Annotated in this window: 28 protein-coding genes; 18 read left to right on the top strand and 10 right to left on the bottom strand. The window is 72.5% G+C overall.

What is annotated here, in order from left to right; translation table 11 throughout:
- Nucleotides 1–207: 207 nt before the first annotated feature.
- Nucleotides 208–2,262 carry a SpoIIE family protein phosphatase gene (locus AB0C25_RS14020; protein ID WP_357373020.1) on the top strand — a complete coding sequence of 685 codons (2,055 nt, stop codon included), beginning with the start codon at nucleotides 208–210 and terminating at the stop codon, nucleotides 2,260–2,262.
- A gap of 50 nt (nucleotides 2,263–2,312) precedes the next feature.
- Nucleotides 2,313–2,717, top strand: coding sequence for a hypothetical protein (locus tag AB0C25_RS14025; RefSeq protein WP_357373022.1), 405 nt, complete (start codon nucleotides 2,313–2,315; stop codon nucleotides 2,715–2,717).
- Nucleotides 2,718–2,733: 16 nt separating this feature from the next.
- On the opposite strand, the gene AB0C25_RS14030 is transcribed toward AB0C25_RS14025, so the two are convergent.
- Nucleotides 2,734–4,092: an FAD-binding oxidoreductase gene (locus AB0C25_RS14030; protein ID WP_357373024.1), complete on the bottom strand. Its 1,359-nt coding sequence runs from the start codon at nucleotides 4,090–4,092 to the stop codon at nucleotides 2,734–2,736.
- A 96-nt stretch (nucleotides 4,093–4,188) separates the two neighbouring features.
- Here AB0C25_RS14030 and AB0C25_RS14035 point away from each other — a divergent pair, with 96 nt between their 5' ends.
- Nucleotides 4,189–6,285, top strand: a complete 2,097-nt coding sequence (locus AB0C25_RS14035; RefSeq protein WP_357373026.1) for a S9 family peptidase — start codon at nucleotides 4,189–4,191, stop codon at nucleotides 6,283–6,285.
- Between the two features lie 174 nt (nucleotides 6,286–6,459).
- Nucleotides 6,460–6,645, top strand: a complete 186-nt coding sequence (locus AB0C25_RS14040; protein ID WP_357373028.1) for a hypothetical protein — start codon at nucleotides 6,460–6,462, stop codon at nucleotides 6,643–6,645.
- A gap of 189 nt (nucleotides 6,646–6,834) precedes the next feature.
- Here the strand turns inward: AB0C25_RS14040 and AB0C25_RS14045 are convergent, their stop codons facing one another.
- Nucleotides 6,835–7,440 (bottom strand): TIGR03086 family metal-binding protein, encoded by a 606-nt coding sequence (locus tag AB0C25_RS14045; protein WP_357373030.1) that lies wholly within the window; start codon nucleotides 7,438–7,440, stop codon nucleotides 6,835–6,837.
- A gap of 31 nt (nucleotides 7,441–7,471) precedes the next feature.
- Here AB0C25_RS14045 and AB0C25_RS14050 point away from each other — a divergent pair, with 31 nt between their 5' ends.
- On the top strand, nucleotides 7,472–8,269 hold the full coding sequence (locus AB0C25_RS14050) for an AraC family transcriptional regulator (protein ID WP_357373032.1): 798 nt from the start codon (nucleotides 7,472–7,474) through the stop codon (nucleotides 8,267–8,269).
- Between the two features lie 139 nt (nucleotides 8,270–8,408).
- Here the strand turns inward: AB0C25_RS14050 and AB0C25_RS14055 are convergent, their stop codons facing one another.
- The 6 genes from AB0C25_RS14055 to AB0C25_RS14080 are packed head-to-tail and all read right to left on the bottom strand — an operon-like array spanning nucleotide 8,409 to nucleotide 14,006.
- A complete protein-coding gene (locus AB0C25_RS14055; RefSeq protein ID WP_357373034.1) occupies nucleotides 8,409–9,947 on the bottom strand; it encodes a SpoIIE family protein phosphatase in 1,539 nt (512 codons plus the stop codon).
- A gap of 4 nt (nucleotides 9,948–9,951) precedes the next feature.
- Complete coding sequence (locus AB0C25_RS14060; RefSeq protein ID WP_357373036.1) at nucleotides 9,952–11,310, bottom strand: sensor histidine kinase; 1,359 nt, start codon at nucleotides 11,308–11,310, stop codon at nucleotides 9,952–9,954.
- The gene (locus tag AB0C25_RS14065) at nucleotides 11,307–12,320 is read right to left on the bottom strand and encodes a SpoIIE family protein phosphatase (RefSeq protein ID WP_357373367.1); all 1,014 of its coding nucleotides are present in this window, start codon (nucleotides 12,318–12,320) and stop codon (nucleotides 11,307–11,309) included. The genes AB0C25_RS14060 and AB0C25_RS14065 overlap by 4 nt, the downstream gene beginning before the upstream one ends.
- The gene (locus tag AB0C25_RS14070; RefSeq protein ID WP_357373038.1) at nucleotides 12,317–12,736 is read right to left on the bottom strand and encodes an anti-sigma regulatory factor; all 420 of its coding nucleotides are present in this window, start codon (nucleotides 12,734–12,736) and stop codon (nucleotides 12,317–12,319) included. The genes AB0C25_RS14065 and AB0C25_RS14070 overlap by 4 nt, the downstream gene beginning before the upstream one ends.
- Nucleotides 12,733–13,143 (bottom strand): STAS domain-containing protein, encoded by a 411-nt coding sequence (locus tag AB0C25_RS14075; protein ID WP_357373040.1) that lies wholly within the window; start codon nucleotides 13,141–13,143, stop codon nucleotides 12,733–12,735. The genes AB0C25_RS14070 and AB0C25_RS14075 overlap by 4 nt, the downstream gene beginning before the upstream one ends.
- On the bottom strand, nucleotides 13,143–14,006 hold the full coding sequence (locus AB0C25_RS14080) for an STAS domain-containing protein (protein WP_357373041.1): 864 nt from the start codon (nucleotides 14,004–14,006) through the stop codon (nucleotides 13,143–13,145). The genes AB0C25_RS14075 and AB0C25_RS14080 overlap by 1 nt, the downstream gene beginning before the upstream one ends.
- 163 nt (nucleotides 14,007–14,169) lie before the next feature.
- Between AB0C25_RS14080 and AB0C25_RS14085 the strand changes: the two genes are divergently transcribed.
- Entirely contained in the window at nucleotides 14,170–14,526 is a 357-nt protein-coding gene (locus AB0C25_RS14085) for an STAS domain-containing protein (RefSeq protein WP_007454464.1), read from the top strand.
- A gap of 13 nt (nucleotides 14,527–14,539) precedes the next feature.
- Here AB0C25_RS14085 and AB0C25_RS14090 read toward each other — a convergent pair whose 3' ends face one another.
- Nucleotides 14,540–15,688 carry an MFS transporter gene (locus AB0C25_RS14090; RefSeq protein WP_357373369.1) on the bottom strand — a complete coding sequence of 383 codons (1,149 nt, stop codon included), beginning with the start codon at nucleotides 15,686–15,688 and terminating at the stop codon, nucleotides 14,540–14,542.
- Nucleotides 15,689–15,999: 311 nt separating this feature from the next.
- On the opposite strand from AB0C25_RS14090, the gene AB0C25_RS14095 reads away from it, so the two are divergent.
- The 4 genes from AB0C25_RS14095 to AB0C25_RS14110 all read left to right on the top strand — a co-directional run bounded on the left by AB0C25_RS14095 (nucleotide 16,000) and on the right by AB0C25_RS14110 (nucleotide 18,413).
- Nucleotides 16,000–16,680 (top strand): FCD domain-containing protein, encoded by a 681-nt coding sequence (locus AB0C25_RS14095; protein ID WP_357373371.1) that lies wholly within the window; start codon nucleotides 16,000–16,002, stop codon nucleotides 16,678–16,680.
- A gap of 39 nt (nucleotides 16,681–16,719) precedes the next feature.
- Nucleotides 16,720–17,193 (top strand): large conductance mechanosensitive channel protein MscL, encoded by a 474-nt coding sequence (gene mscL / locus AB0C25_RS14100; RefSeq protein ID WP_357373373.1) that lies wholly within the window; start codon nucleotides 16,720–16,722, stop codon nucleotides 17,191–17,193.
- 81 nt (nucleotides 17,194–17,274) lie between these two features.
- A complete protein-coding gene (locus AB0C25_RS14105) occupies nucleotides 17,275–17,526 on the top strand; it encodes a hypothetical protein (protein ID WP_238678688.1) in 252 nt (83 codons plus the stop codon).
- A gap of 515 nt (nucleotides 17,527–18,041) precedes the next feature.
- On the top strand, nucleotides 18,042–18,413 hold the full coding sequence (locus tag AB0C25_RS14110; protein WP_357373043.1) for a hypothetical protein: 372 nt from the start codon (nucleotides 18,042–18,044) through the stop codon (nucleotides 18,411–18,413).
- Between the two features lie 67 nt (nucleotides 18,414–18,480).
- On the opposite strand, the gene AB0C25_RS14115 is transcribed toward AB0C25_RS14110, so the two are convergent.
- Nucleotides 18,481–19,818: a benzoate/H(+) symporter BenE family transporter gene (locus tag AB0C25_RS14115; protein ID WP_357373045.1), complete on the bottom strand. Its 1,338-nt coding sequence runs from the start codon at nucleotides 19,816–19,818 to the stop codon at nucleotides 18,481–18,483.
- Nucleotides 19,819–19,874: 56 nt separating this feature from the next.
- On the opposite strand from AB0C25_RS14115, the gene AB0C25_RS14120 reads away from it, so the two are divergent.
- The 8 genes from AB0C25_RS14120 (at nucleotide 19,875) to AB0C25_RS14155 (ending at nucleotide 26,020) form a co-directional block, all read left to right on the top strand.
- Nucleotides 19,875–20,441, top strand: coding sequence for an XRE family transcriptional regulator (locus tag AB0C25_RS14120; RefSeq protein WP_357373047.1), 567 nt, complete (start codon nucleotides 19,875–19,877; stop codon nucleotides 20,439–20,441).
- A 115-nt stretch (nucleotides 20,442–20,556) separates the two neighbouring features.
- Nucleotides 20,557–21,276 (top strand): protein phosphatase 2C domain-containing protein, encoded by a 720-nt coding sequence (locus AB0C25_RS14125; protein WP_357243871.1) that lies wholly within the window; start codon nucleotides 20,557–20,559, stop codon nucleotides 21,274–21,276.
- 103 nt (nucleotides 21,277–21,379) lie between these two features.
- The gene (locus AB0C25_RS14130; RefSeq protein WP_357373049.1) at nucleotides 21,380–21,718 is read left to right on the top strand and encodes a PadR family transcriptional regulator; all 339 of its coding nucleotides are present in this window, start codon (nucleotides 21,380–21,382) and stop codon (nucleotides 21,716–21,718) included.
- A complete protein-coding gene (locus AB0C25_RS14135) occupies nucleotides 21,715–22,560 on the top strand; it encodes an ATP-binding cassette domain-containing protein (protein ID WP_357373051.1) in 846 nt (281 codons plus the stop codon). Before AB0C25_RS14130 ends, AB0C25_RS14135 begins: the two co-directional genes overlap by 4 nt.
- The gene (locus AB0C25_RS14140; protein WP_357373053.1) at nucleotides 22,557–23,249 is read left to right on the top strand and encodes a hypothetical protein; all 693 of its coding nucleotides are present in this window, start codon (nucleotides 22,557–22,559) and stop codon (nucleotides 23,247–23,249) included. Before AB0C25_RS14135 ends, AB0C25_RS14140 begins: the two co-directional genes overlap by 4 nt.
- Nucleotides 23,250–23,308: 59 nt before the next feature.
- Nucleotides 23,309–24,499 carry a GNAT family N-acetyltransferase gene (locus AB0C25_RS14145; RefSeq protein ID WP_357373055.1) on the top strand — a complete coding sequence of 397 codons (1,191 nt, stop codon included), beginning with the start codon at nucleotides 23,309–23,311 and terminating at the stop codon, nucleotides 24,497–24,499.
- A gap of 79 nt (nucleotides 24,500–24,578) precedes the next feature.
- Nucleotides 24,579–24,755: a hypothetical protein gene (locus AB0C25_RS14150; protein ID WP_357373057.1), complete on the top strand. Its 177-nt coding sequence runs from the start codon at nucleotides 24,579–24,581 to the stop codon at nucleotides 24,753–24,755.
- Nucleotides 24,756–24,820: 65 nt separating this feature from the next.
- On the top strand, nucleotides 24,821–26,020 hold the full coding sequence (locus AB0C25_RS14155; protein WP_357373375.1) for a hypothetical protein: 1,200 nt from the start codon (nucleotides 24,821–24,823) through the stop codon (nucleotides 26,018–26,020).
- Nucleotides 26,021–26,027: the final 7 nt, after the last annotated feature.

The following is a 26,027-nucleotide window of genomic DNA, read 5'->3' on the forward strand; positions in this document are numbered from 1 at the left end:
GCGACCCGCCAGGTGGCCTCGACCGCCGCCCGATCCGCCCGATCGGGACGAGACTGGCCCGGGGCTTCGCAGACCTCGCAGAGCGGCCCAACCCGCCGCAGCGGGGCTCGACATGGGCGATCGGCTCTCCCCTCCGATGGTGGGACGGGCGACGCGCGACTGATGATCGGCTTGGCACCCGACGGGGGAACGGTGGAGGATACGAGGGTGTCAGCCGAGGCGGGGCCCGCGACGGCCGGGGCCCGGGGCGGGGCGACCCGGCGCGTGCGCCTGCCCGCCGACCGTCGTACGCCGGCCGCCGCCCGCGCCGTGGTCCGCTCCGTGTTGACCGAGTCACACCTGGACGAACTGGTCAACGAGGCCCTGCTGCTCACCACCGAGCTGACCACGAACGCCGTCGAGCACGCCCGCACCGAGTTGGACATCGAGGTCGTCGCCGACCAGGTCGGGCTGACCGTCACCGTCTCCGACTTCGCCCCCGGCTCCGGCGACGAGCTGACCGTCGGCGCCCGCAACGACTCCGCGGAGATCGACGAGGTCTCCGAACGGGGCCGAGGTCTGCTCCTGGTCGACCACTTCGCCAGCCGCTGGGGCACCACGTACCTGCCCACCGGCAAGGGTGTCTGGTTCCGGCTGGACCGCCCCGGCGCCGACCCGCAGACCGAGGGCAGCACCGGTGGCGACCCCTGGGTGAGCACCGACAAATCCGCGCCGAGCGCCAGCGCGATGAGCGAACTCATGCAAACCGCCCCCGACCTGTACGCGGACGATCCGCTGCCCGACTTCGCCACCAGCCTGCTCAGCCGGGTCGCCGAGATGGTGGGAGCGGCCGGCGGCACGATCCGCCTGGACCGGGGCGACGGACAGGGGCGCCAGGTGTTGGCCCGCTTCGGCCGGCCACCCCGCCCCGGCAGTGAGCTGCTCCGGGTGCCGCTGACGGTGCACCGCCCGTACGCCGGGGAGCTGGAGTTGGACGCCGCGCCGTCGGCGTACGCCCGGCCGTTGGCGGTGCTCACCGCCGAGCGGCTGTCGCTGCACCTGGAGAACGACCGGCTGCGCCGGGCCGACGTTCGACGGCAGGTGTGGTTGACGTTCCTGGCCGAGGCGAGCGAGCTGCTCGCCCAGTCGTTGGACGTCGACCTGACCATGGCCCTGGTCCCGCAGTTGGTGGTCCCCCGGCTCGGCCAGTGGTGCGCGGTGCACACCGCCGACGAGTGGGGCCGGCTCCGGCTCGCTGCGGCCAGCCACGCCGACGAGTCGATGCTGCCGCAGCTGCACAAGGTGTTGGCCGAGACCGGGCCGGATTCGATCCAGGCCCGCCTGCGTGAGGCGTCCCGCAGCGCGGCGCAGATTCCCCTCGGCGGGCCGATGGAGGGTTTCGCGGTCCCGCTGATCGCGCGTGGGCAGCGGCTCGGGACCCTGACGGTGGGCCGGCACCAGCGGCACCGGCACGATCCGGACGAGGTGGCCGTGTTGGAGGACGTGGCCCGGCGGGCCGCGCTGGCCATCGAGAACGCCCGGATCCACGCCGAGCGTCGCCGGGTGGCGCAGACGCTCCAGCAGTCGCTGCTGCCGCCGGTGCTGCCGCTCGTGGACGGGATCGGCTTCGCCGCCGAGTACGTCCCGACCGGCGACGACGCCGAGGTGGGAGGCGACTTCTACGACGTGGTGCCGCTGCCCGACGGACGGTGGCTGGTGGTGATCGGCGACGTCTCGGGCAAGGGCGTCCAGGCCGCCGCGGTGACCGGGCTGGTCCGGGACGTGATCCGGGTGCTGGTCGGCGACGGCAAACCGTTACCGGAGGCGTTGGCGCGGCTCAACGAGACGCTCGTCGAGCGGGGCGGCGGACGATACTGCACGTTGGCGCTGGCGGCGGTAGGGCCGGGACAGGGCGGCCAGTTGGACGTGTCGCTGCATCTGGCCGGGCACGACCAGCCGGTGCTGCTGGCCGCCACGGGTGGTGCGGGGTTCGTCGGCACCAGCGGGACCGCGCTCGGCCTGCTCGACACGATCACCTCGCCGACGGCGGAGATCACGCTCGCGCCGGGCGACTCGCTGATCTTCTACACCGATGGCGTCACCGAGCGACGGCGCGGCCGGGAACTGTTCGGCACCGACCGACTGCGGGACGCGGCCGCGCCCCTGGCCGGATACTCGGCCGACGTGGTGGCCGCCCGGCTGCGCTCCGCCGCGATCAACTTCTCGGTGGAGCCGCCCCGGGACGACATCGCCATCCTGGTGCTCCGCAACGACGCGACCTGACCGGCACCTGCGGCCCACGGTTCCGGGGTCCGCTCGGTAGATTGACGGCCATGTCGAGTGTCGCGCAGGACATGTCGTACTCCCGGCCAACCGTCCGCGCCCTGATCGGCGCGCAACTGGCGACCATCGGCGCGTTCCTCGCCGTGCTGCTGCTCTACCTGGGTCGGATGGCAGCCTCCGGCGTCGGCCCGGCCGAGATGCTCAGCGGCGCGTACGACCCGAAGGACATGCTGTCCTACTGGGTCCACGGCGTGCTGGCGATGCTCTACCTGGTGGGGGCGGTGGTCGGGCCGCCGCTGGCGATCGTCGCGGTGATCAGGGCAGTCCGAGAGCACGAGACTCTCCCCCGGGTAACCCGAACGCTGCTGCTGGCCGGCGCGGCGGGCACCCTGCTGGTGCTGGTGGTCCGGCTTACCCCGCCGCTGCTGGACATGCACAGCTGGTGGATGGACTGACCGACCCGGGCGGGTCTCACAGACCGCCGGGGAGGCGCCCGGGGGCGAGCCGGTGGTCCGGATCGAGGTGCTCCTTGGCGGCCCGCAGTTGGGCCAGGCCGGCCAACTCGCCCCAGAGGTCGACGGCCTGGCGGACCGCCGCCGGAGCGGAGACCACCACACAGCGGCCCTGCCGGGCCAGCAGCACCCCCCGGACGGCGGCCAGGATGGACGCCACCCGGTCGGGGGCCAACGCTCCGGGCAGTGCCGCGTGCACCACACCCAGCCCGGCGGACCCGCGCACCGGCACCGGCGCGCCGGCCGCATCGCGGAGCGCGTAGACGGCGGCGTGCAGGTCGCCGATCGGCACCTCCAGGCGCAGCGCCGTGTCGCCGGGCGCGAACGGGTAGCGACGCCACCACGTCGGCGCGGAGTGGGCGATCGTCGCCTCCCCGTGCAGCAGGCCGACCAGCCGCTCGGCGCGCTCGGTGACGTCGGCCGGCCCACCCTCCAGCAGCACCACCAGGCTGCCCGCCCGGGACGGGACATCGGACCGCCCGGACATCGACGGATGGCGCTCCCGAGCCGTCGCGGACGGGTGGCCGGGCGGGTACGGCGTACGTGGTCGGGGGGTGGCTCCCGGCAGGTCCAGCTCGACGGCCGCCGGCTCCAGTCGGGCGGCGAGGATCGTCCGGATCAGCTCGTGCACCTCCAGCGGCGTCCACACCGGCCGCGACACCCAGAGCCGGCTCGCCGGCATTGGCTGCACCCGCAGACTCGCCGAGACCAGCACACCGAGCGCACCCTGCGAGCCGCAGAGCAGCCGGGCCAGGTCGAGGCCCGGCTCGCCGCCACCGGCGCTGACCAACTCGCCGTCGGCGGAGAGGTAACGGAGACCGAGCAGTTGGTCGCAGGGGCTGCCGTGGCGGTGGCGCAGCGGACCGGCCTCACCGGCGGCGAGCACCCCGCCGAGGGTCGCGCCGGGTGACGGGGCGTCCATCGCCAGCCGCTGCCCGGTGCGCTCCAGCGTGGACTGCACCGCCCGCAGCGGAGTGCCTGCGCCCACCTCGGCCACCGGCGCGCCAACCGGCTCGTGACCGATACCGGCGAGCCGGCCGGTGTCGAGCATGATGTCGACCTGCACGGGTGTGGCACCCCAGTCGATCTTCGTGCCGGCTCCCCGGGGCACCACCGCCAGGTCGTGCGCGGCAGCCAACCGCAGCACCTCGGCGGCGGCGTGCGGGCCACCCGGCACCGCCACCCAACGCGCCCGCCGCCCCGCCACCTCGTCGGCCGCACCCCCCAGCCGGGAGAACGGCGGACCGCAGATCGCCGCCAGTCGCCGGGTGATCTCGAGAGCGCCGGACCGGCCGAGGGAACTCGCTGCTGCCGCCATGCCGGCTATCGTACATGTGTTCGAAAGCCGGAGTGACGCTGATCGGGATGCCGCTGGTTCGGCTCACCGCGGGCGCCGACCGGTAACGTGGCCGCCGTGACCACCGAGACTGCCCCGCCCGCGGCGAAGCGGGTGCCCAGCGAGCGCAGGCACCACGGCGACACCGTCGTCGACGAGTACGCCTGGCTCGCCGCCAAGGACGACCCGGAGACGATCGCCTACCTGACCGCCGAGAACGAGTACACCGACGCGCGCACGGCGCACCTGACCGCGCTCCGCGAGGCACTGTTCGAGGAGACCCGCCGACGCACCAGGGAAACCGACCTGTCCGTGCCGACCCGCAAGGGCGGGCACTGGTACTACACCCGGACCGTCGAGGGACAGCAGTACGGGGTGCAGTGCCGGCGCGCGGTCCGCGACGGCGAGGTCGAGCCTCCGGTCAGCACCGACGGCGCCCCGCTCGACGGCGAGGAGGTGCTGCTCGACGGCAACCTGCTCGCCGAGGGGCACGACTTCTTCTCGCTGGGCGCGTTCGACGTCAGCCCGGACGGTCGCTGGTTGGCCTACTCCACCGACTTCTCCGGCGACGAGCGGTTCACCCTGCGCGTGAAGGACCTGTCCAGCGGCGAGGTGCTGCCCGACGAGGTACCGGACACGTTCTACGGCACCGCCTGGTCGGCCGACGCGTCGGTGCTGTTCTACGTGACCGTGGACGACGCCTGGCGGCCCAACCGGGTCTGGCGACACACCGTCGGATCCGCCGCCGGGGACGACGTGGTGGTCCACCAGGAGGACGACGAGCGGTTCTGGGTGGGTGTGGAGCTGACCCGGTCGGAGAAGTTCATCCTGATCGACATCCACAGCAAGGTGACGAGCGAAGTCCTGGTGATCCCCGCCGGCAACCCGACCGGTGCGCCGGCCGTCGTCGCCCCCCGCCGGCAGGGCGTCGAGTACGCGGTGGAGCACCACGGCCACCGCTTCCTGATCCTGCACAACGACGGCGCGGAGGACTTCGCGCTGGCGTTCACCTCCGCGGACGCGCCGGGCGACTGGGTGCCGGTGATCGAACACACCCCCGGCACCCGGCTGGAGGCCGTGGACGCCTTCGCCAACCACCTGGTCGTGTCGCTGCGCACCGACGGGCTCACCGGCCTGCGGGTGCTGCCGGTGGGCAGCGACGACTCGTACGACATCGACTTCCCCGAGCCGCTGTACAGCGTCGGCCTCGACGCCAACCCGGAGTACCGCACCGGACAGGTCCGCCTGCGCTACTCCTCGCTGGTCACGCCCGACTCCGTGTACGACTACGACCTGGTCACCAGGCAGATGGTGCTGCGTAAGCAGAAGCCGGTGCTGCCCGGCCCGGACGGACGGCCGTACGACCCGGCCGAGTACGAGCAGCACCGGGACTGGGCACTCGCCGACGACGGCACCCGGGTGCCGATCTCGCTGGTCTGCCGGGTCGGCACCCCCCGGGACGGCTCGGCACCCTGCGAGTTGTACGGATACGGCTCGTACGAGGCCAGCATGGACCCGTGGTTCTCGGTGGCCCGACTGTCGCTGTTGGACCGGGGCGTGGTCTTCGCGGTGGCGCACACCCGGGGCGGCGGCGAGATGGGCCGACGCTGGTACGACCAGGGCAAGCTGCTGGCCAAGAAGAACACCTTCACCGACTTCGTCGCCTGCGCCCGACACCTGGTCAAGGCCGGCTGGACGGCCAGCGACCGACTGGTCGCCCGCGGGGCCTCGGCCGGCGGCCTGTTGATGGGCGCGGTGGCCAACCTGGCACCTGACGCGTTCACCGGCATCGTCGCGCAGGTGCCGTTCGTGGACGCGCTCACGTCGATCCTCGACCCGTCGCTGCCGCTGACCGTCACCGAATGGGAGGAGTGGGGCAACCCGCTTGAGGACCCCGAGGTGTACGCGTACATGAAGTCCTACACGCCGTACGAGAACGTCGCCGCGGTGGACTACCCCGCGATCCTCGCGGTGACCAGCCTCAACGACACTCGCGTGCTCTACTCGGAGCCGGCGAAGTGGATCGCCCGGCTGCGGGCGGTCGCCCCGGACGGCGACTACCTGCTCAAGACCGAGATGGGCGCCGGGCACGGCGGTCCGAGCGGTCGCTACGACTCCTGGCGCGAGGAGGCGTTCATCAACGCCTGGATCCTGGACCGCATCGGCCGCGCCTGACCCGCCAGTCGGCATGATCGCGCTCGATCGTGGAAGTAGTGCCCTCGGGCGTCGAGGAGGCCACCACATCCCTGATCGAGCGCGATCATGGAGGTCCGCGCGAAAGCCGGATGGCGGGCGCCGCGCGGCCTGGTGTTGCGGGGTCAGCGCGGGTGTCGGGCCTAGAATTCCGGGGTGACCGGGGCTACGGATGGTGACGGCGGGGCCGCCGAGGACGTCCGCCGGCCCCGCGTGGCGGTGTTGGCGCGGGATCGTCGGGTCTGGCTGATCCTCGCCGTGGTCGCCGGCCTCCTGGTCTGCTGCTGCTCGGCGGTGATCGGCGCGTTTGTGGCACTCTCCTCCGGCCTGCTCACCGCCTGACCTGGTCTAACTCGCCGACCGGCCTGGCAAGGCCGACCGGCCTGGCAAGGCCGACCCAGCCTGGCCCGCCCACACACGCGCCCGTCCACGATCGACTCGGCTTCCTGGAAATCGGGCCTTCCTGGCGGCCCTGATGCCCCGACATCCTGAAGGCCGAGTCGATCACAGCGAGCCCGGCGGAAGCGCGGCTCACGTCGTGCGAGGTTCGTCCAGGGCAGTGCCGGCGGGCCAGGTGGGGATGCGGCCGGTCTGGGTCAGCAGGTGGGCCAGGTCGGGGGTGGGGCCCGCGGTTGCGGGGGTCGACACCGGCTCGGCGAAGACGCCCATCTTGCGGGCCGTCGGGCCCAACTGCTCGACCAGTCCGTGCAGCTCGGCCACCGCCTCCGGGGCCGGCTGGTACGCCTGACCGGTGGCGACGGCGAGGTCCCAACCGTGCACGGTCAGGTCCAGCAGAGCCATACCGCCGATGACGGTCTGCGGCAGGCCCATGCCCGGCGACACACCCTCCAGGGTCGACGGGTCCGACCAGGCTCCGATCAACTTGTCGGTCTCCGTCTTGAACCGGTCCCGCCAGCCGTCGGTCAGGTGGTCGGGTTTATCGGCCCATTCCACCTGCCGCTTGGTGGCCAGGTCCTGGAAGTTGACCACCACCTCGAACAGGTGGTTGAGGAGATCGCGGACCAGGTAGTCGCGGCACGGGGTGGGCAGATCGAACTGGTCGTCGGCGACGCCGCGTACCACCTCGACGGTTCGCGGCGCGGCAGCCGCCAGCAGGTCGCTAGTCTGAGTGGTCATAGGGCCAGCGTATGAGGGTGGTCTTGAATAAATGCGACACCGACCGCGTGGCGACAGCCGGGGGATCCTCGACCCCGGGCGCATGCTGCGCGAGGTGCGGTTCCGTCGACGCCTGCCGGTGGAGTCGCTACGCCCCTGGGTGGAGCACTACTGGCTGATCGACTGGGCGTTGAGCGCACCGTTCGAGCAGCGCGTCGTGCCACATCCGGCGGTGAACGTGGTGTTCCGGCGGGACGGTGAGATGCCCGAGTGCGGCGAGGTGGCGGGGGTGGGCCGCGACCTGTTCCGGATCACGCTCACCGGCACCGGCCGGGTGTGCGGGGTGCAGTTCCGCCCGGGTGGGTTCCACCCGTTCTGGCGTCGGCCGGTCACCGAACTGACCGGCCGCCGGGTGCCGCTGCCCGCTGGCCGGCTGGCGGTACCCCACGACGGGGTGTGCGCAGCCACCGACGACGAGCGCTGCCGCGCGTTGGATGCCCTGCTCACCACCTGGGACCCGGAGCCGGACCCGATGGCCGAGGAGGCCGTCCGGCTGGCCGAGGCGATCCGCGCCGACCGGACCGTGCTGCGAGTCGGCGACTTCGCCGCACGGCACGACCTTCCGGTTCGCCGGTTGCAGCGCATCTTCATGGAGTACGTGGGGGTCGGGCCGAAGTGGGTGATCCGCCGCTACCGACTCCAGGAGGCCGTCGAACAGGCCGCCGGCGGCCCGCTGAGCTGGGCGGATCTCGCCGCCGACCTCGGCTACAGCGATCAGGCTCACCTGGTCCGGGACTTCACCGCCGTGGCCGGGGTGTCCCCCGCCGCGTACGCCCGCTCGGTGCACTGAAGCCGGCCCCGCAGGAAAGCCGGCACCGCAAAAAACCGGCACCGCAGGAAAGCCGGCCCCCGCAGGGCAGCCAGCCCGCGCAGGGCAGCCAGCCCGCGCAGGGCAGCCGAACGACGCAGGGCAGCCGGACGACGCAGGCTCAGCGGCGGCGCAGGACGACCACGGCGACGTCGTCCTGGATCTCCGGTGGGGCCAACTCGACGAGCAGCCGGGCGCAGAACCGGTCCAGGTCGTCGTCGACGGTGGCGGCGACCGCGGCCAGCGCGGCCAACCCCTCGTCGATCGTGGCGTCCCGTCGCTCGATCAACCCGTCGGTGTAGAACACCAGCGTGGCACCGGCCGGCAGCACGAATTCCAGGTCGGCCGGACGAGGCGCGCGGACGCCGAGCAGCGGCGCGGAGTGCTGTACGAACTCGACCTTGCCCCCCATGTTGAGCACCGGCGGAAGATGCCCGGCACTGGCCAGCCGAACCCGCCCGGTCGGCGGGTGCAGCAGCAGGACGCAGAGCGTCGCCAACTCGTTCGGCAGCAGTGTCCGCATCAGCTCGTTGACCCGGTGCAGGATCTCGCCCGGCTGGTGCCCCTCCACGGCGTACGCCCGCACCGCGTGTCGCAGCTCGGCCATCACGGTCGCCGCGTGCAGCGAGTGGCCGGCCACGTCGCCGATCGCCAGCAACAGGTGCCCGTCGAGCATCACCAGTTCGTAGAAGTCGCCGCCCACCTCGGTCTGCGCGCTGGCCGGCTCGTAGCGCACCGCGAGGTCCAGGCCGGCCACCGTGGGCAGCCCGCGCGGGAGCAGGCTGCGTTGGAGGGTGACCGCGATCCGGTGCTCCTCGTCGAAGGAACGCTGCCCCTCCACGGCCGCCGCCACCGCCTGGGCCAACTGCTTGAGCACCGGAGTCCGCGCGGTCTGGGTGGCGGTCGGGACCACCACGTACAGCGGGGCGCGATCCTCGCGCAGCCGGGCGGCGGCGACCGTCACCGTGTCGTCCGCCGGCCAGTCGACAAGCGCCCAGTTCGCCGGGGGTTCCACCCGAACGGTGGCACCGGTCGGCACACCGGTGTCGTCGACGACCCACGGCACCACCTCGGCTGAGGCGTCGGGACCGGCGCAGATCCCCGCGAGGCAGTCACCGTCGAACGTCTCGGCGATCACCGCCGCCGGGCTCTTGAAGATCTGGGCGGCCCCCTCCGCCGCGGCCTCCAGCAGGCGTGCGAAGGTCGGCGCGGCGTGCACCGCGACTGTCGTGTCGGCCAGCCCGAGCAGGCGCTCGGCGAGCAGTTCCGCGCGCTGCCGGGCCTGGTAGTAGCGCAGCACCGCCCGCGTGGTGGCGATCAGCTCTTCCGGCTCGATCGGCTCGGTCAGGTACGCGTCCGCGCCCCGGGTCAGCCCCTGGGCCCGGTCGGCCACGTCCACGGCGTGCGCCGACACGTGGATCACCGGCATCGCCGGGTGCCGCGCCTTGATCTGTTCGCAGACCTCGTAGCCGCTCAGGTCGGGCAGCCGGACGTCGAGGACCACCAGGTCGATCCGGTCCACCTCGACCCGCGCCAACGCCTCCGCGCCGTTCTCGGCTTCGAGCACGGTGAACCCGGCCCGCGTCAGCCAGCTGACCAGCAGGTAACGCTTGGTACGACTGTCGTCGACGACCAGGATGGTTGCCGGCATGCCGTCCATGCTGTCACTCCCCGCCGATGGGCAGGGAGACGGTGAATGTGCTGCCCCGGCCCGGCACGCTGGCCAGCTCCAGCGTCCCGCCGAGCAGTGTCACCAACCGCCGGGCGTACGGCAGGCCGAGGCCGGTGCCGCCGACCCGGGTGGCGCCCGGCACCTGGTAGAACTCCTCGAAGATCCGGTCGTGCAGCTCGGCGGCGATGCCGGGGCCGGTGTCACTGACCTCGAAGTTCCACCGGTCGCCGTGCTGGCGGGCCCGCAGTCGCACCTCGCCGCGCTCGGTGAACTTCAGCCCGTTGTGCAGCAGGTTGCGCAGCACCTGGCCGAGCAGCACCTCGTCGGTGCGCAGCGTGGCCGGCGCGGCCGGCTCCTCCACCACCAGCTCCACCCCTGGGCGGGTGGCCAGGGCGCGCAGTGTGCCGCGCAGTTGACCGAGAACCGACCGCAGGTCGACGTCCGCCCAGTCCGGTTCGATCCGGCCGGACTCCGCCTTGGCGAGGTCCAGCAACTCGTTCACCAGGTTGAGCAGGTCTGCCGCCGACGAGCGGATCAGCTCGACCTGGCGGCCCTGCTCCTCGGTGAGCGGGTCGGAGGCGGAGTCGGTGAGCAGCCGCCCCAGCCCGATGATCGCGGTGACCGGGGCGCGCAGCTCGTGGCTGACGTTCGCCAGGAACCGGCTCTTCGACTCGCTCGCCGCGCGCAGTTGCGCCGACTTCTCGTCCAGCTCGGCGTAGAGGGCGACGACGCCCCGGTTGGTCTCCTCCAACTCCTCGGTGAGCTGGTTGTAGAGCGCCAGCACACCCCGGTTGGTCTCGGCCAGCTCCTCGTTCAGCACGGCCAACTCGTCGCGCTGACTGCGCACCTCGTCGAGCGCGGCGATGAGCTGCCCGTTCTGCACGGTCAACTCGTCCAGCGCGCTGGCCGGCGCGGTACGGCCGAGCTCCGTGCGGAACTCGGCGAGCCGCTCCGGTGTGGGCGTCGGCGCGTTGGCCGGAACTCGTCGGGACATCCGTACGACCGTAACCCCCTCGACTGTCGACACGCTCAGTGTGTCGACCAGGCGGGACACCGCGCCGGACTGGGGCTGGTAGTCACCGTCCGGGAGAGCGGTCACCGGGGCCAGGTCGGCGCGCAGGTGGAACCGGCCGTCCGCGCCCTCGTCGACGTGGAAGGCGACGTCCGCACCGCCGGTCGTGCGCAGCAGATCCCGGGCCACCTCGCTGAGCGCGGTGGCGATCCGCACCTGGTCCTGGCGTTCGAGGCCGACCACCGCGGCCACCTCACGGCCCCGTTGGCGGATCACGAAGATGTCCTGCTCGACCCGCAGCGCCATCTGCAGCAAGGGCTGCGCCGGCTCGCCGGTCATGCCCAGGACCTCGCGACCAGTACGCAGGCGTCATCACGTCGTACACCAGCGTCGCGCAGGAGGGTCGCGGCCATCACCAGCGGGGACCGCTCCGCCAGACCCGGGTAGTCGGCCAACCGCCAGCGGTCGACCACTCCGTCGCTGTGCATCACCAGTCGGGCGCCCGGAGCGAACGGGTAGTCGTACTCCCGGATTGTCGGCCGCTGGTGGCCGGCGATGCCGGGCAGTGACACCAGCCCGCGGCGCTGACCGTCACCCTCGACGACCACGCCGGAGATGTTACCCAGCCCCGCGTAGCGCAGCATGCCGGCCGTCGGCTCCAGCTCGGCGACCGCGAGCGCGGCGCCCCGGGTGTGCGACATGCTGCGGTGCAGGTGACCCACCACCGCCGCCGGTGGCCCGGCCGGGGCGTTCCGGAACGCGGCGAGCGCCGCTTCGGTGGCGGCGGCGGCCAGCGGGCCGTGCCCCAAGCCGTCGCTGACCAGCACCTGGTGCCGTCCGTCGGCGATCCGGACGGCGTATCCGTCGCCGCTGACCGTCTCGCCGGTAAGCGGTCGGGTGAGGGCGCCGGTCCAGGACGGCAGCGCCGGCTCCGCCGGCCAGACCTGCACGGCGAGGACGGTGCCCCGGCCCGGCAACGAGTATCCGTCGAACCAGCTGGCCTGCCGGACGATGGCGCCCAGACCGATGCCGAGCGTGCCGGTGGTGGAGTGCCCATCCTGCGAGGAGACGGTCAGGTCGGCCATGCCGGGGCCGGAGTCGACGGCGATCAACTCCACGCCGGCCTCCCCGGCCCCGCGTACCGGCCGGAGCAGCAGGACGCCGTCGTCGGCGTGCTTGACCAGGTTGCTGGTCAGCTCGGCGGCGACGATGGCCAGGTCGGCGATGCGTACCGCACTCATCTCCACCTGCGCGCCGAGGCGTTCGGCGGCGCGCCGCACGGCGCTCGCCGCGCTGCTGGCCTCCACCCGGAACCAGATGCCGCTGTCGGTGACCGCGTCGGCGTTCACCGGGACCACTTGGTGACCGTGATCCGCGTGCCCGATCCGGGGGATGTCTCGATCTCGAATTCGTCGACCAGTCGGCGGGACCCGCTGAGGCCGAGGCCGAGCCCACCGCCGCTGGTGTAACCGTCGGTCATGGCCAGATCGAGGTCGGCGATGCCCGGCCCGGAGTCGGCGAAGACGATCCGCACGCCCTTGCGTCGGCCGTTGTCCACGGTCGTCACCTCGACCGAGCCGCCGCCGCCGTACACCAGGGTGTTGCGGGCCAGCTCGCTCGCCGCGGTGACCACCTTGGTCTGGTCGACCAGGGAGAGCTTGACGGCCACGGCCACGGCCCGGACCAACTGCCGGACGCGCACCACGTCCTCGTCGCTGCGGACCGCCTGCGCCTGCGGAGGGCCCAGGTCGATGTCCGCGGTCACGTCGAGGCCGTCTCGGCGTCCGGATCGTCGTCGAGCTGATGATCGAGCTCGTCGGCGTGGGCCGCCGCGATCAGCTCCATGCCGCGCTCGACGTTCAGCGCGGTACGGATGCCGTTCAGCGACAGCCCCAGTTCGACAAGGGTGATGGCGACGGCGGGACGCATCCCGACCACCACCGTTTCCGCGTCGAGCACCTTGGAGATCGACGCGATGGTGGAGAGCATCCGCCCGACGAAGGAGTCGACGATGTCCAGCGCGGTGATGTCGATGATGACGCCGTGGCAGCCGGTGTCGACGATCCGCTCGGCGAGATCCTCCTGAAGCTGGACCGCCGTCTGGTCGGACATGTCCAGCTGGATGGAGACGAGCAGGATGTCGCCGATCTTGAGAATCGGCACCCGTTCCATCAGACGCCCCGGCGTGGCTGCTGACGGCGGGCGGTCTCCACCCCGTTGAGCCGCAGCACGTGACGCAGCGCGTCGGCGAGGCTCGCCTTGGTGGCGATGTCGCCGAATTCGATGCCGAGCGCCACGATGGTCTGCGCGATCTGCGGACGGATGCCGGAGATGATGCAGTCGGCGCCCATCAGCCGGGCGGCCACCACGGTCTTCAGGATGTGCTGGGCGACCTGGGTGTCCACCGCCGGGACGCCGGTGATGTCGATGATCGCGTACGGGGAGCCGGTGTCGACGAGCGTCTGCAACAGCCGCTCCATCACGACCTGGGCCCGGGCCGAGTCGAGGGTGCCGACCAGCGGGACGGCCACCACGCCCTCCCACAGCTTGACCACCGGCGTGGAGAGTTCGAGCAGTTGCTCGGCCTGATCGGCGATCAGGCTCTCCCGGGTGCGGACGAAGCTCTCGAAGGTGAACAGGCCCATCTCGTCGACCAGCTTCGAGAAGGCGATGTAGTCGTGCAGCGCGTTGGCGCCGCCGGCCTCCTGCACCAGCTCGGCCAGCACGTCCTTGAGCGCGAAGATGCTGACCGTGGTCTCGGTGCTGGAGAAGCCCTGCCGGGCCCGGCCACGGGACAGCTCGGACAGCGCGGCGCGCAACTCGGCGGCACTGTCGGCGGAGAGATCGACGTCGCCCTGCTCGCCGGCAGCGACGAGGACGCGATGCAGGTCCTGGACCTGACGACGCAGCTCGGCCTGGCTCAGCCGTCCCCGCAACGAACTGGTGACGATCTCGGTCCACCGAGACGTGACCCGTTCGGCCTGCCCGCTCAGCAGCGCGGCGAGCCGACCACTTTCTTCGGTGCTCAACGCCATTTGGAACCCCCTTGACCTGGACCGGGCGGACTCTATCACCGGGGTCTGATCAACTACTTGCCCCTCAGCAACGGAATGACGTCGGCCATCGGGTCCCGGCTCCCGTTCTGCGTACGACCCCGGTCGTGGGATACCGTTCCCCCGATAACAGGAGGTCTGGCAAATGTCCTTGACGGTGCACACGGAACAGCGCGGCGACGTGGTCGTCGTGTCGGTCGCGGGCGAGCTGGACATGGCCACCGCACCGCAGTTGCAGGACCAGATCACCGACCTGCTCGACAAGGGTCGCAACCGGCTGGTGTTCGACCTGGCCGACGTCTCGTTCTGTGACTCGACGGGTCTGTCGGTCTTCGTCCGCGCCAAGAACAGCTGCGACGAGGCCGGCGGCGTGGTGCGTCTGGCCGCCCCGCAGCGGGGTGTGCTGCGCATCCTCGAGGTGAGCGGGCTGGTCGAGGTGCTGCACACCTACCCGACGGTGGACGAGGCAGTCGCCGGCGAACCGACGCCGGCCTCCTCCTGAGCTCCGCCGTTCGTCACTCGTCCTCGACGTAGCGGGGGCGAGCGATCGCCATACCCGCCGCTGTCTGCACGGCGAGCGCGCCCAGCAGGAACCCGAGCGGCGCGGTCCAGCCGCCGGTGACCTCGTAGAGGATGCCGACCATCAGCGGGCCGAGGGCGGCGATCACGTACCCGGTGCTCTGCGCGAACGCGGAGAGCGCGACCGTCCCCTCGGCGGTGCGGGCGCGTAGACCGATGGCGGTCAGGATCATCGGGAACGCGCCCTGACCGATCGCCAGGAGGGCGACCCAGAGCAGCGCGGCACCGCGTGGGGCGAGCGCCAATCCCAGGTAGGCGAGCGCCGACGCGGTGGTCAACCCGAGCACCAGCGGCCGCAGGCTGCCGAGTCGGCCGGCCAGGGTGGGCATCAGCAGCGCGATCGGCACACCGAGCGCGGTCACCCCGGCGAGCAGCAGTCCGGCCGACTCCGGCTGGTAGCCGGCGTCCCGGAACAACTGGGCCAGCCAGCCCATGATCGCGTACCCACTGAGCGACTGTGCCCCGAAGTAGACGGCCATCGCCCAGCCGAGCCGGGTCCGCGCCGGCCGGACCCGCACCGGCGCGGCGACGGCCGCCGGGGTCGAGCGCCGCGCGCCCGCCCGGGTCCGCAGCGCGAGTGGCACCCACGGGAGTACGGCCACCGCGGCCATCGCGGCCCAGACGCCCAGCCCGGCCCGCCACGAGCCGAAGGCGTGCGCGATCGGCACCGCGGAGGCCGCGGCCACCGTCGTGCCGAGGGTCAACGCCATCGTGTACGCCCCGGTGACCAGTCCGGTCCGGTGCGGGAAGTGTTGCTTGACCAGCATCGGCAGCAGGATGTTGGCGACCGCGATGCCGGCCAGCGCCAGGGCACTGGTGAGCACGAAGATCCAGGCCGAGTCGGTGGTGGCCCGGAGCACCTGGCCGGCGGCGAGGGCGAACATGGCGACCACCAGCACCCGGGCCGGTGCCACCCGGCGGACCAGCCACGGGGTGAGTGCGCCGAGTCCGGCGAACGCGATGGTCGGCAGGGTGGTGACCAGACCGGCCATGGTGCCGGAGAGCCCCAGCCCGTCGCGGACCTCGTCGAGCAGGGCGCCGAGGCTGGTCACCACGGCGCGCAGGTTGAGCGCGACCAGCAGCATCCCGACCAGTACGAGCGCGCCACCGGTCGCCGGGTGCGTCCGTCGGCCCGCGCCGGGGTCACGCGTCGAGGGTGGGTCGACGAGGACGGGAGCGGGAGGCGCCGGAGCTGCGGTGGGTGGCGGGGTCATGACCGCTAACCTACAATCATGGGATGAATTATGGGCCGGTGATGTAACCAGTGCCACCGTCTGGCGATTCCCCCTCCGCACCGCAGGTGCCGCCTCGCGACCAGCCCGCCGTGCCGCCCCGCGACCAGCCCGCCGTGCCGCCTCGCGACCAGCCCGCCGTGCCGCCCCGCGACCAGCCCGCCGTGCCGCCCCGCGACCAGCCCGCCGTGCCGCCCCGGGGCCACCGGGTCCGGCAGACCATCGAGCTGCTCCGTGCCCGGATCCTCGGCGGCGAGTGGCCCGTCGGCGGGCGCATCCCCACCGAGCCACAGCTCGTCGCCGCGCTGGGCGTGGGGCGCAACACCGTCCGGGAGGCCGTCCGCGCCCTGGTGCACGCCGGGGTGCTGGAGTGCCGCCAGGGCTCCGGCACCTACGTGGTGTCCACCGACGAGCTGGCACCGGTGGTCGCCCGCCACCTCAGCGACGACCGGATGACCGAGGTCATCGAGGTGCGGCGCGCCTTCGAGGTGGAGGCCGCCCGGCTCGCCGCGCTGCGACGTACCCCCGAGGACCTGGCGACGCTCGACGGCGTGCTCGCCGAACGCGAGGCCGCCTGGCGCGGCGGCCGGGTCGACGCGTTCGTCGAGGCCGACGCGGCCCTGCACGTCGCGGTGGTCGCCGCCGCGCACAACGCGATGCTCGCCGAGCTGTACGCCTCGGTCGGCACCGCCCTGCGCAGCACCGTCGCCCAGGCGATGGGGGGCGCGCTCACGTCCGAGCGCTACGTCGACCACACCCGGTTGGTCGAGGCGATCCGGGCCGGCGATCCGGGCCGGGCGGCGATCGAAGCCGGCGCTTTTCTGGAACCCGCCGAACGGGCATAGGTTGTGCCCGACAGAAAAGCGGACACCTCGGGAGTACGAATGCTCAAGGGCTTCAAAGACTTCATCATGCGCGGCAACGTCGTCGACCTGGCGGTCGGTGTCGTCATCGGCGCCGCGTTCACGTCGGTGGTCACGTCGCTGACGAACGCGTTCCTCAAACCGCTCATCACGCTCTTCGTCTTGCTGATCACCGGCAAGGACAACGGCCTTGAGGGAGCCGTCTGGACGATCCGGGGCGTCGACTTCGACTGGATCAGCTTCGTCAACGCGTTGATCACCTTCCTGCTCACCGCAGCCGCGCTCTACTTCCTCGTGGTGTACCCGATGAACAAGCTGGCCGAGCGGCGGCGTCGGGGCGAGGAGCCGCCGCCGGCGGCACCGAGCGAGGAGGTCAAGCTGCTCACCGAAATCCGTGACGCGCTGGTCTCCGCCGGCCACACCACCCCCGGTCAGCAGCGCGGGGCGCTGGACGACGTGCTGGGCCGCCGCCCGGAGCCGCCGACGCAGCGCTGACACCGAACGATGCACATCGGCCCCTGCGGGATTCCCGCAGGGGCCGCATCTTCTCGTACGTGTGTTCGATAGAGTCCCGCCATGGAGCAGCGTAAGCACTGGTGGAACGGGAAATGGGGGCGGCTGGCCCGACGGGACGTCTTCCTCCGGGTGGACGCCGACCGGTGGCACGTCGAGCAGCGGGCCGGCGGGGCCGAGGGCATCTCCCGGTTCTACGAGTACGGCAGTGCGGACGAGGCAGAGGACACCGTCCGGGCGCTTCTCGACGGCCCGGACACCTGGCGGGAGCTGTCCCCCCGCCCGCCCGGCGGCTGGACCCTCCCGAACGGCTGAGCAGACGGGATGCCGGTGCGCTTGTGCCGCGTGCCTGTGTGGCGTTGGGCGTTGGGCGTTACGGTCCGCTGCCCGCCATCCCTACACGCCAGCGCTGGAGGCGGTACTGCTTTCGATGACTATGACTCTGAGGCATAAATATGACTCAGAGTCATAGCGCTATCCCGACCATCGCCTCCCGGCCCGCCACCTCCGGGCCGGCCACCTCCCGGCCGGTCGCCGCCCGACCATCGCCTCCCGGCCCGCCGCCTCCAGGCCGGCCACCTCCCGGCCGGCCACCTCCCGGCCGGTCGCCTCCGGACCGGTCGCCTCTCGGCCGGTCGCCGCCGGACCTGTCGCCTGCGAGCCGCTGCTCTGGGACAAGGGTGCCGACCCACACCGAGGCTGCGGCTGCGCGTCGGGCGGGCAGGCGGGCGGGCAGCCGGCGCGCGAGGGGCGGGCAGCCGGCGCGCGAGGGGCGGGCAGTGGGCGGGCAGCGGCGTTTAGCGGCGTACCGCCCCGGGAACCGCAATGGGATGGACCAGCAGGACGAGCAGCAGGCGACCATCGCGCGGATCACCACCGGGATGCAGGTGATCGACTCAGCCGGCACCGAGGTCGGGACCGTGGACCTCGTCCAGCGGGGTGACCCGAACGCGGTGACCGTCCAGACACCGAATGCCGACCCGGGCAGCAGCCTGGACGAGCTGATCGAGGCGACCGCGGTCGAGGAGCCGGATGTTCCCGCCGATCTGGCGGCGCGGCTGCTGCACAGCGGTTATCTGAAGGTCTCGACCGAGCTGACCCGCACGGGCGCGGTCTACGTATCGGCCGACCGGATCGGGTCGGTGGCCGACGGCCGAGTCCTCCTCGCCGTGGGCGTGGCCGACCTGCCGCCCGAGGAGTGACCCCAGCGCGCTGATCGACTCGGGTTCACGGAAATCGGGGCGTCCGGAGCCTCGGGACAGCCCGACTTCATGAAACCCGAGTGGATCTTCCCGGCGCGGCGGGGGTGGGCTGGTCCGGCGCGGCGGGGGTGGGCTGGTCCGGCGCGGCCAGGGTGGGCTGGTCCGGCGCGGCCAGGGTGGGCTGGTCCGGCGCGGCCAGGGTGGGCTGGTCCGGTGCCGTGAGGGCGGGCTGGTCGGGTGATGGCTGCGCGGGTGGGCGGCGGTGGAAGAGCAGCAGCATCAGGCAGCCCGCGATCAGACCCCAGAACGCCCCGCCCACGCCGATCAGGGTCACCCCGGAGGCGGTCACCACGAAGGTGACCACGGCGGCTTCCCGGGTCGTCGGGTCGGTCACCGCCGCGGCGAGCGCGGTGGCGAGGGCACCCAGTAGGGCCAGCCCGGCGACCGCCTCGATGAGGATCGGCGGGGCGACCGCCACCAGCGCGGTTGCCACGCCGGCGCCCAGACCGAGCAGGGCCAGGCCGGCACCGGCGGTGACCGAGGCGACCCATCGTCGCTCCGGATCCGGATGGGCGTCCGGGCCGGCGGCCAGCGCGGCGGTGATCGCCGCGAGGTTCACCGCGTGCCCGCCGGCTGGGGCGGCAAGCAGACTGGCCAGGCCGGTGGCCCGCAGCGCGGAGCCGAACGGCGGCCGGTAGCCGTAGCCGGCCAGCACCGCCATGCCGGGCACGTTCTGTGCGGCCATGGTGACCAGGAACAGCGGTAGGGCGAGGCCGAAAAGTGCGGACGCGTCCCAGGCCGGCACGGTCACGGTGATCGACGGGGCCAGCGAGGCACGGGTCAGGCCGGTCGGCGGCGCGGTGAGCGCGATCGCGACCACCGCCACCAGCAACGCGCCGGGCACCGCCCAGCGGCGGGCGAACCGGTGCAGCAGCAGCCAGCCGACCACCACCGGACCCGCCACCACCGGCAGCTCCACGAGTGCGCGGACCGGGGCGGTGCACAACGGGAGCAGCACCCCGGCGAGCATCGCGCCGGCCACCGGCTTGGGGATGGCGGCCACCGCACGGCCGAGTGGCGGAAACAGCCCGGCCGCCACGATCAGCACACCGGAGACGAGGAAGGCGCCCACCGCGACCGGCCAACCGCCCGGCGGTGCTCCGGTGGCCACCAGCAGTGCCGCGCCCGGTGTGGACCAGGCCACGCTCATCGGTATCCGGTGCCGCCAGCCCAGCCAGGCGGCGGCGAGCCCGCACGCCACGCAGAGGGCGAGCAGACCGGAGGCGGCCTGCGCGTCCGACGCGCCGGCCGCGCGGAGCCCGGCCAACACGACGGTGAACGAGCTGGCGAAGCCGACCAGGGCGGTCACCACGCCGGCCAACACCGGTTGGACGCGTCCGGCCATGCCACCCTCCCGGTGTGTTCCGTTTACGGAACAACAGTGTGTAGCACGATAGCCGGGTGCCGCAGCCGCCACCAGCCCGCCGTCCGGGCCTCGACGTGGATCCCGCCGTCGTCGGCCGCCGAGTCCGTGCCCTGCGCGAGGAGCGGGGAATCTCGCTGTCCACACTGGCCCGGCTCGCCGGCGTCGGAAAGGCCACTCTCTCCGGCCTGGAGCACGGCACCCGCAACCCGACCCTGGAGACGCTCTGGGCGGTCACCGCGCAACTCGGCGTACCGCTCACCGCCCTGTTGGCCGAGCCGACCGCCGGGGCCGGCCCCACCGCGTACGGCACCGCGGTCACCGCCACCCTGCTGGAGGTGTTCGCGGACACCGACGCGACCTACGAGCTGTACCGGATGCGGGTCGCCCCCGGCCCGGCGCAGCTCTCCCCCGCCCACCAGCCGGGGGTCACCGAGCACATCACCGTCTTCGCCGGGGTGCTGCGCGCCGGCCCGGCCGACGCGCCGCTGACCGTGCCGGCCGGCGGTCACCTCCGCTGGGTGTCCGACGTGCCGCACAGTTACGCGGCGGTGGGTGACGAGGAGGTCGCCGCCAGCCTCCTGCTGCGCTACCCGCGGCACTGAGGCCCGGCCGACCGGTCACGCTCCGTCGGGTCCGTCGACGAAAATCGCAATCATTTCTCGACGCACGCAGGAGGCGTAGAGACGAAGGCGGGGTGTTCTTGGCAAGCTTGACCCCATGACGCTGATCCTCCGCTCGGTCATCCTCAACGACATCGGCCTGGTCCGCACCAACAACGAGGACTCCGCCCTCGCCGGTGACCGCCTGATCGCCGTCGCCGACGGCATGGGCGGGCTGCCCGCGGGCGAGGTGGCGAGCGAGATCGTGATCCGGATCCTGGACGAGCTGGCCCCGCCCACAGATCCCGACGGTGCCGCCGACGCCCTGCGCGCCGTGGTCAGCACCGCCAACCAGCGCATCCACGCCGCCATCACCGTCGACCCGAGCCGCGACGGGATGGGCACCACGCTCACCGCGGCGCTGCTGGCCGGCGAGACGCTGGTTCTGGCCCAGGTCGGCGACTCCCGCTGCTACCTGTTGCGCGACGGGGAGCTGACCCAGCTCACCCGGGACGACACGTTCGTCCAGGCCCTGGTCGACCAGGGCACCCTCGCCCCGGAGCAGGCCCGCCACCACCCACAGCGGTCTTTGGTGACCCGGGCCGTGCAGGGCGCCGACACCCCACCCGCGATCGGGGTGCTCACCGTGACCCCCGGCGATCGGCTGCTGCTGTGCAGCGACGGGCTCTCCGACTACGTCGAGGACGACGCCATCGCGGCGGCGCTGGGCATGTACGCCGACCGCCAGCAGTGTGGTGAGCAGTTGGTGAAGCTCGCCCACCACGCTGGCGCGCCGGACAACGTGACGGTCGTGGTCTCCGACGTCGTCGCCCGCTGACCGGCACGGCTCCCCCGGCGGCTCGCCCGAACCGACTGGTTCGGGTTCCGCCGGCCGCAGTAGGTGGTTGTGCCATCTAGGTTGCACCGCTACTGTCCGACGCGTGGATTCCGACCGGCGCGGGCAGTGGCTGCGGGGGGTGCTCGACATCTGCGTGCTGGCCCTGCTGGCCGACCGCGAGTCCTACGGCTACCAGCTCGCCCAGGCGCTCGACGCCGCAGGCGTCGGGCCCATCCAGGGCGGCACGCTCTATCCCGTGCTGCTGCGCCTGCAGAAGACCGGCCTGGTGACCGCGCAGTGGCGGGAGGGCAGCGCCGGGCCGGCCCGTAAGTACTACCGGCTCACCGACGACGGGTACGCGGCACTCCGCGCGGGCGGCGGCGCCTGGCTCACCTTCGTCCAGCCGGTGAACGACATCGTCACGAAGGGGGTCACCCGGTGAACGCCGACGATTGGCTGCGAACGCTCACCGCCGAGCTGCACCAGCGCCGGGTCGCGGCGGACGCCGCCCGGCACGTGGTCGCCGAGGCGGCCACGCACCTGCGCGAGGGTGGTGGCGACCCCTGGGTCGTCTTCGGTCCACCCCAGCAGTACGCGGGCGCGGTCGTGGAGAGCATCGGCACCGCGCCCGGACCGCGTCCCGGGCAGGTCCGGCTGCACGCGGAGGGCATCACCAAGCGGTACGGGCGGCGAACGGTGCTGCGCGACGCCACGCTCACCGTCCGGGCCGGACAGATCGCCGCCGTCGTCGGGGCGAACGGCTGCGGCAAGAGCACCTTCCTGCGGATCTGCGCCGGGCTGATGTCACCCGACGCCGGTGCGGTGACCGTCTCCGGGCGGCTCGGCTACTGCCCACAGTCCGGCGGCACCGCCGACTTTCTGCTCGCCGACGAGCACTTCGTGCTTGTCGGCGCTGGTCAGGGTGTGGCCCGAGGGCCGGCCCGCCGCGCCGGTCGGGCGGCGGCTCGGCAGCTCGGTTGGGAGGCGGGCGGGGACGTGCAGGCCCGCCACCTGTCCGGCGGCACCCGGCAGAAGCTCAACCTGACCATGTCCACCCTCAGCGCCCCGGACGTGCTGCTGCTCGACGAGCCGTACCAGGGCTTCGACCAGGGCACGTACGTCAACTTCTGGGACCAGCTCAGCCGGCTGCGCGACGCCGGCGCGGCGATCGTCGTGGTGACCCACCTGCTCAACCAACTCGACCGGGTGGACATCGTGCTCGACCTGACCCCGGCCCAGGTGACCGGGTGGCAGGCGCCCACTGTCCAGGGAGGCCACCGGTGAACCGGCTCGTCGTCGTCGCCGAGATGACCCTGCGGGAGTTGCTGCGGCGTCGGGGCGTACTCCTGCTGTTGTTGTTGATGCCGTTGACCTTCTACCTGATCCGGCGGGACGCCTACCTCGGGCAGTCGGTCCGGTCGCTGCTCCTCGGCGTGGGTTGGGCGGTGAGCACCGCCGCGCTGTTCGCCACCACCGCGGCTCGGGAGTTGGAGCCGAGACTGCGGCTGGCCGGTTACCGTCCACACCACCTCTACCTTGGTCGAGTGCTCGGCCTGTGGACGGTGGGGCTGGTCATCTCCGTGCCGTTCTTCCTGCTCCCCATGATCGACGGCGCGGACCTGCGGTACGGCGGCCTGGCCGCCGCGCTGCTCTGCTCCGTCGCGGTGGCGGCGCCGTTCGGGATGCTGATCGGCGCGCTGCTGCCCCGCGAGATGGAGGGGACGCTGCTGCTGCTCACCGTGGTCACGGTGCAGATGTTGATCGACCCGGCCGGCTCCGGGGCGAAGTTGACGCCCTTCTGGTCGACCCGGGAGATCGCCACCTGGGCGGTGGACCACACCGACCAGGGTTACCTCTCCCGTGGCGTGCTGCACGGGCTCGTCGTCACCGCCCTGCTGGTCGTCGGTGTGGCCGCCGTGGTCAGCGTCCGCCTGCGCCGCCGCCGGCACCTGCGGCACCTCCCGGTCGGATGACCGGCGTGGATACCGCCAATTCGGTTGCCGGGGCCAGCACGGCAGGTTGAGATGGGCGGATGACCATCCGCCGAGTGACCGCCGACGAGCGTCTCACCACCAGCTTCCCGCTGGCCGCGTACGCCTTCGAGTCGTCGCCGCTCGGTGCCGCCCGGATCGACGAGTTCCGCGACTACCTGCCCTACCAGGAGGGCAACCGGACGCTTGTCGCCGAGGAGGGCGGCGTCACGCTGGCCGCCGTCTCGTCCATCCCGATGCGGCAGAACCTGCGCGGTGCGGTGTTGCCGATGGCGGGTGTCGCCGGGGTCGCCACCCACCCGCTGGCCCGCCGGCAGGGGCACGTACGGGTGCTGCTGCACCAACTTCTCGACGAGGTACGCGACGAGGGGCACCCGGTCAGCGCGCTCTACCCGTTCCGGCCCAGCTTCTACGCCCGGTTCGGTTACGTCGGGTTACCCAAACCGCGCAGGGCCACCTTCGCCCCGGCCCACCTGGGCTCGCTGCTGCGCGTGGACCTGCCCGGCGAGGTGGGCTGGGAGCGCGTCGCCGCCGGCTATCCGACGTGGCGCGCGTACACCGAGCGCTGCCTGCGGGAACGGCACGGCTTCGCGCTCTTCCCGGACTACCGGGCGAACGGGATGCGCGACCGGGACGAGTACTGGCTGCTCACCGCCCGCGTCGACGGTGAGGTCACCGGCGCGATGACCTACCGGATCGACGAGCACGGCGGCACACTGCACGGCAACGAGCTGCTGGTCAGCGATCCGCTCGCGCGCGTGTTGCTGTTGCAGTTCTTCGCCCGGCACGTCGACCAGGTCGAGCGGGTCACCGTTCAGGTTCCGCCCGACGAGCTTCCCGAGCTGTGGTTGACCGACCTGGACATGCACGTGGAGGCGCGCATAGCCGTGCCGGGCTCATCCGCCCCGATGGCCCGACTGTTGTCGCTTGACGCGTTGAGCGGGCTGCCGGCCGGTCCCGGTCGGGTGCGGGTCGAGCTGACCGGGGACCGCTGGCTGGCCGGCACCCATCTGCTGGACGGCACGACGGGCGCGCTGGAGCTGACCGCCGACACCGCCGGCCGCGCGCCGACCGCCACCCTCACGGCGGCCGGGCTCTCCGCCCTGGCGTACGGGGTGCTGGATCCGGCCGAGCTGCCGTTGCGGGACCTGGGTGTGGTGCCGGTGGACGCCGCCGCGGAGCTGCGCAGCATCTTCCCGCGCCGGGTGCCGTACGTCTTCGCCGACTTCTGAGTCAGCCCGGCGGTACGTCTTCCTGCTCTGGGTCGGGATCGCCCTGATCAGCGGGGCGGCCGCGCTGCTCGGCAACACGGTGCTGGGCGGCGCGCCGCCGAAGGTGCTGGCCGGAATCACGGCGCTCGCGGCCGGGGCGATCCTCGCCATGATCACCGACACCATGGTCCCGGAGGCGTTCGAGAACGCCCACCTGCTTGTCGGTCTCATCACGGTCGCCGGTTTCCTGACCGCGTTCGCCCTCTCCCACGCCTGACCGCCGGCCCTGGCTCTGCCGCGGGCTGTCGGCGCTTGCGCGCGCACTAGCATCACCTGGTGCGCATGATGTCGCTTGCCGCTCTGCTCGTCCTCGGTGTCGCCACCGCGACCCTGCCCGCCTGCGCGCCCACCGAGCCAACCCCCGCCTTCGAACCCGGCGCGTCCTCCCCGGCGGTGGCCACGCCGACGGCTGCCCCGACCGAGGCGCCGCAGACCCGCGACGGTCTCGGCGGCCCGGGGGCCAGCGCGAGCCCGAAACCCGCCGCGAAGGTGCTCGCGGCCGGCAACCCGAACGGCAGGGCCACCGTGCCGGCCGAGGCACGGGCGGTGGACACCTCGAAGCCGACCCGGACCATCGGCACCGGCACCCCGGCGAGCTGCACCTCCGCGGCGGTCGTGAAGGCCGTGGCGGCCGGCGGTGTCATCACGTTCAACTGCGGACCCGCCCCGGTGACGATCAAGATGACCGCCACCGCGAAGGTCCGCAACGCCAACGGGCCGAAGATCGTGCTGGACGGCGGCGGCAAGGTCACCCTGAGCGGCCAAGGGCAGCGCCGCATCCTCTACCTGAACACCTGCGACGAGGCCCAGGGCTTCACCACCTCGCACTGCCAGAACCAGGACCACCCGCAGCTCACCGTGCAGAACCTCACCTTCGCCGACGGCAACTCCACAGGCGAGAAGGCCGAGGGCGGCGGCGGTGGGGCGATCTTCGTTCGCGGCGGGCGGTTCAAGGTGGTCAACTCGCGCTTCGTCCGCAACCGCTGCGACCGTACCGGCCCCGACCTGGGCGGCGCGGCCATCCGGGTGCTCAGCCAGTTCGAGAACAAGCCGGTGTACGTCGTGAGCAGCACCTTCGGCGGCGCATCCGGCCAGGGTGGCTCCTGCTCCAACGGGGGCGCGTTGAGCAGCATCGGCGTCTCCTGGGTGGTGCTGAACAGCGTGCTCAGCCACAACGAGGCGATCGGCAGCGGCGCCAACCCGGCCAAGTCCGGCACGCCCGGCGGCGGCAGCGGCGGCGCGATCTACTGCGACGGCAACGAGTTCACCGTACGGATCGCCGGCACGATCATCGAGAACAACAAGGCCAACGAGGGCGGCGGCGCGGTCTTCTTCGTCAGCAACAACCGCACCGGCACGATGAGGATCGAAAGCTCGACCCTGCGCCGCAACCCCAGCGGACAGTTCGAGACCCGAGGCTTCCCCGGCATCTTCTTCCTGGGCGCCCAGAACCCCACGGTGACCAACTCCAAGCTCTCCTGACCGAGGG

Source organism: Micromonospora sp. NPDC048839 (genome assembly GCF_040649915.1).
Lineage (GTDB): Bacteria > Actinomycetota > Actinomycetes > Mycobacteriales > Micromonosporaceae > Micromonospora.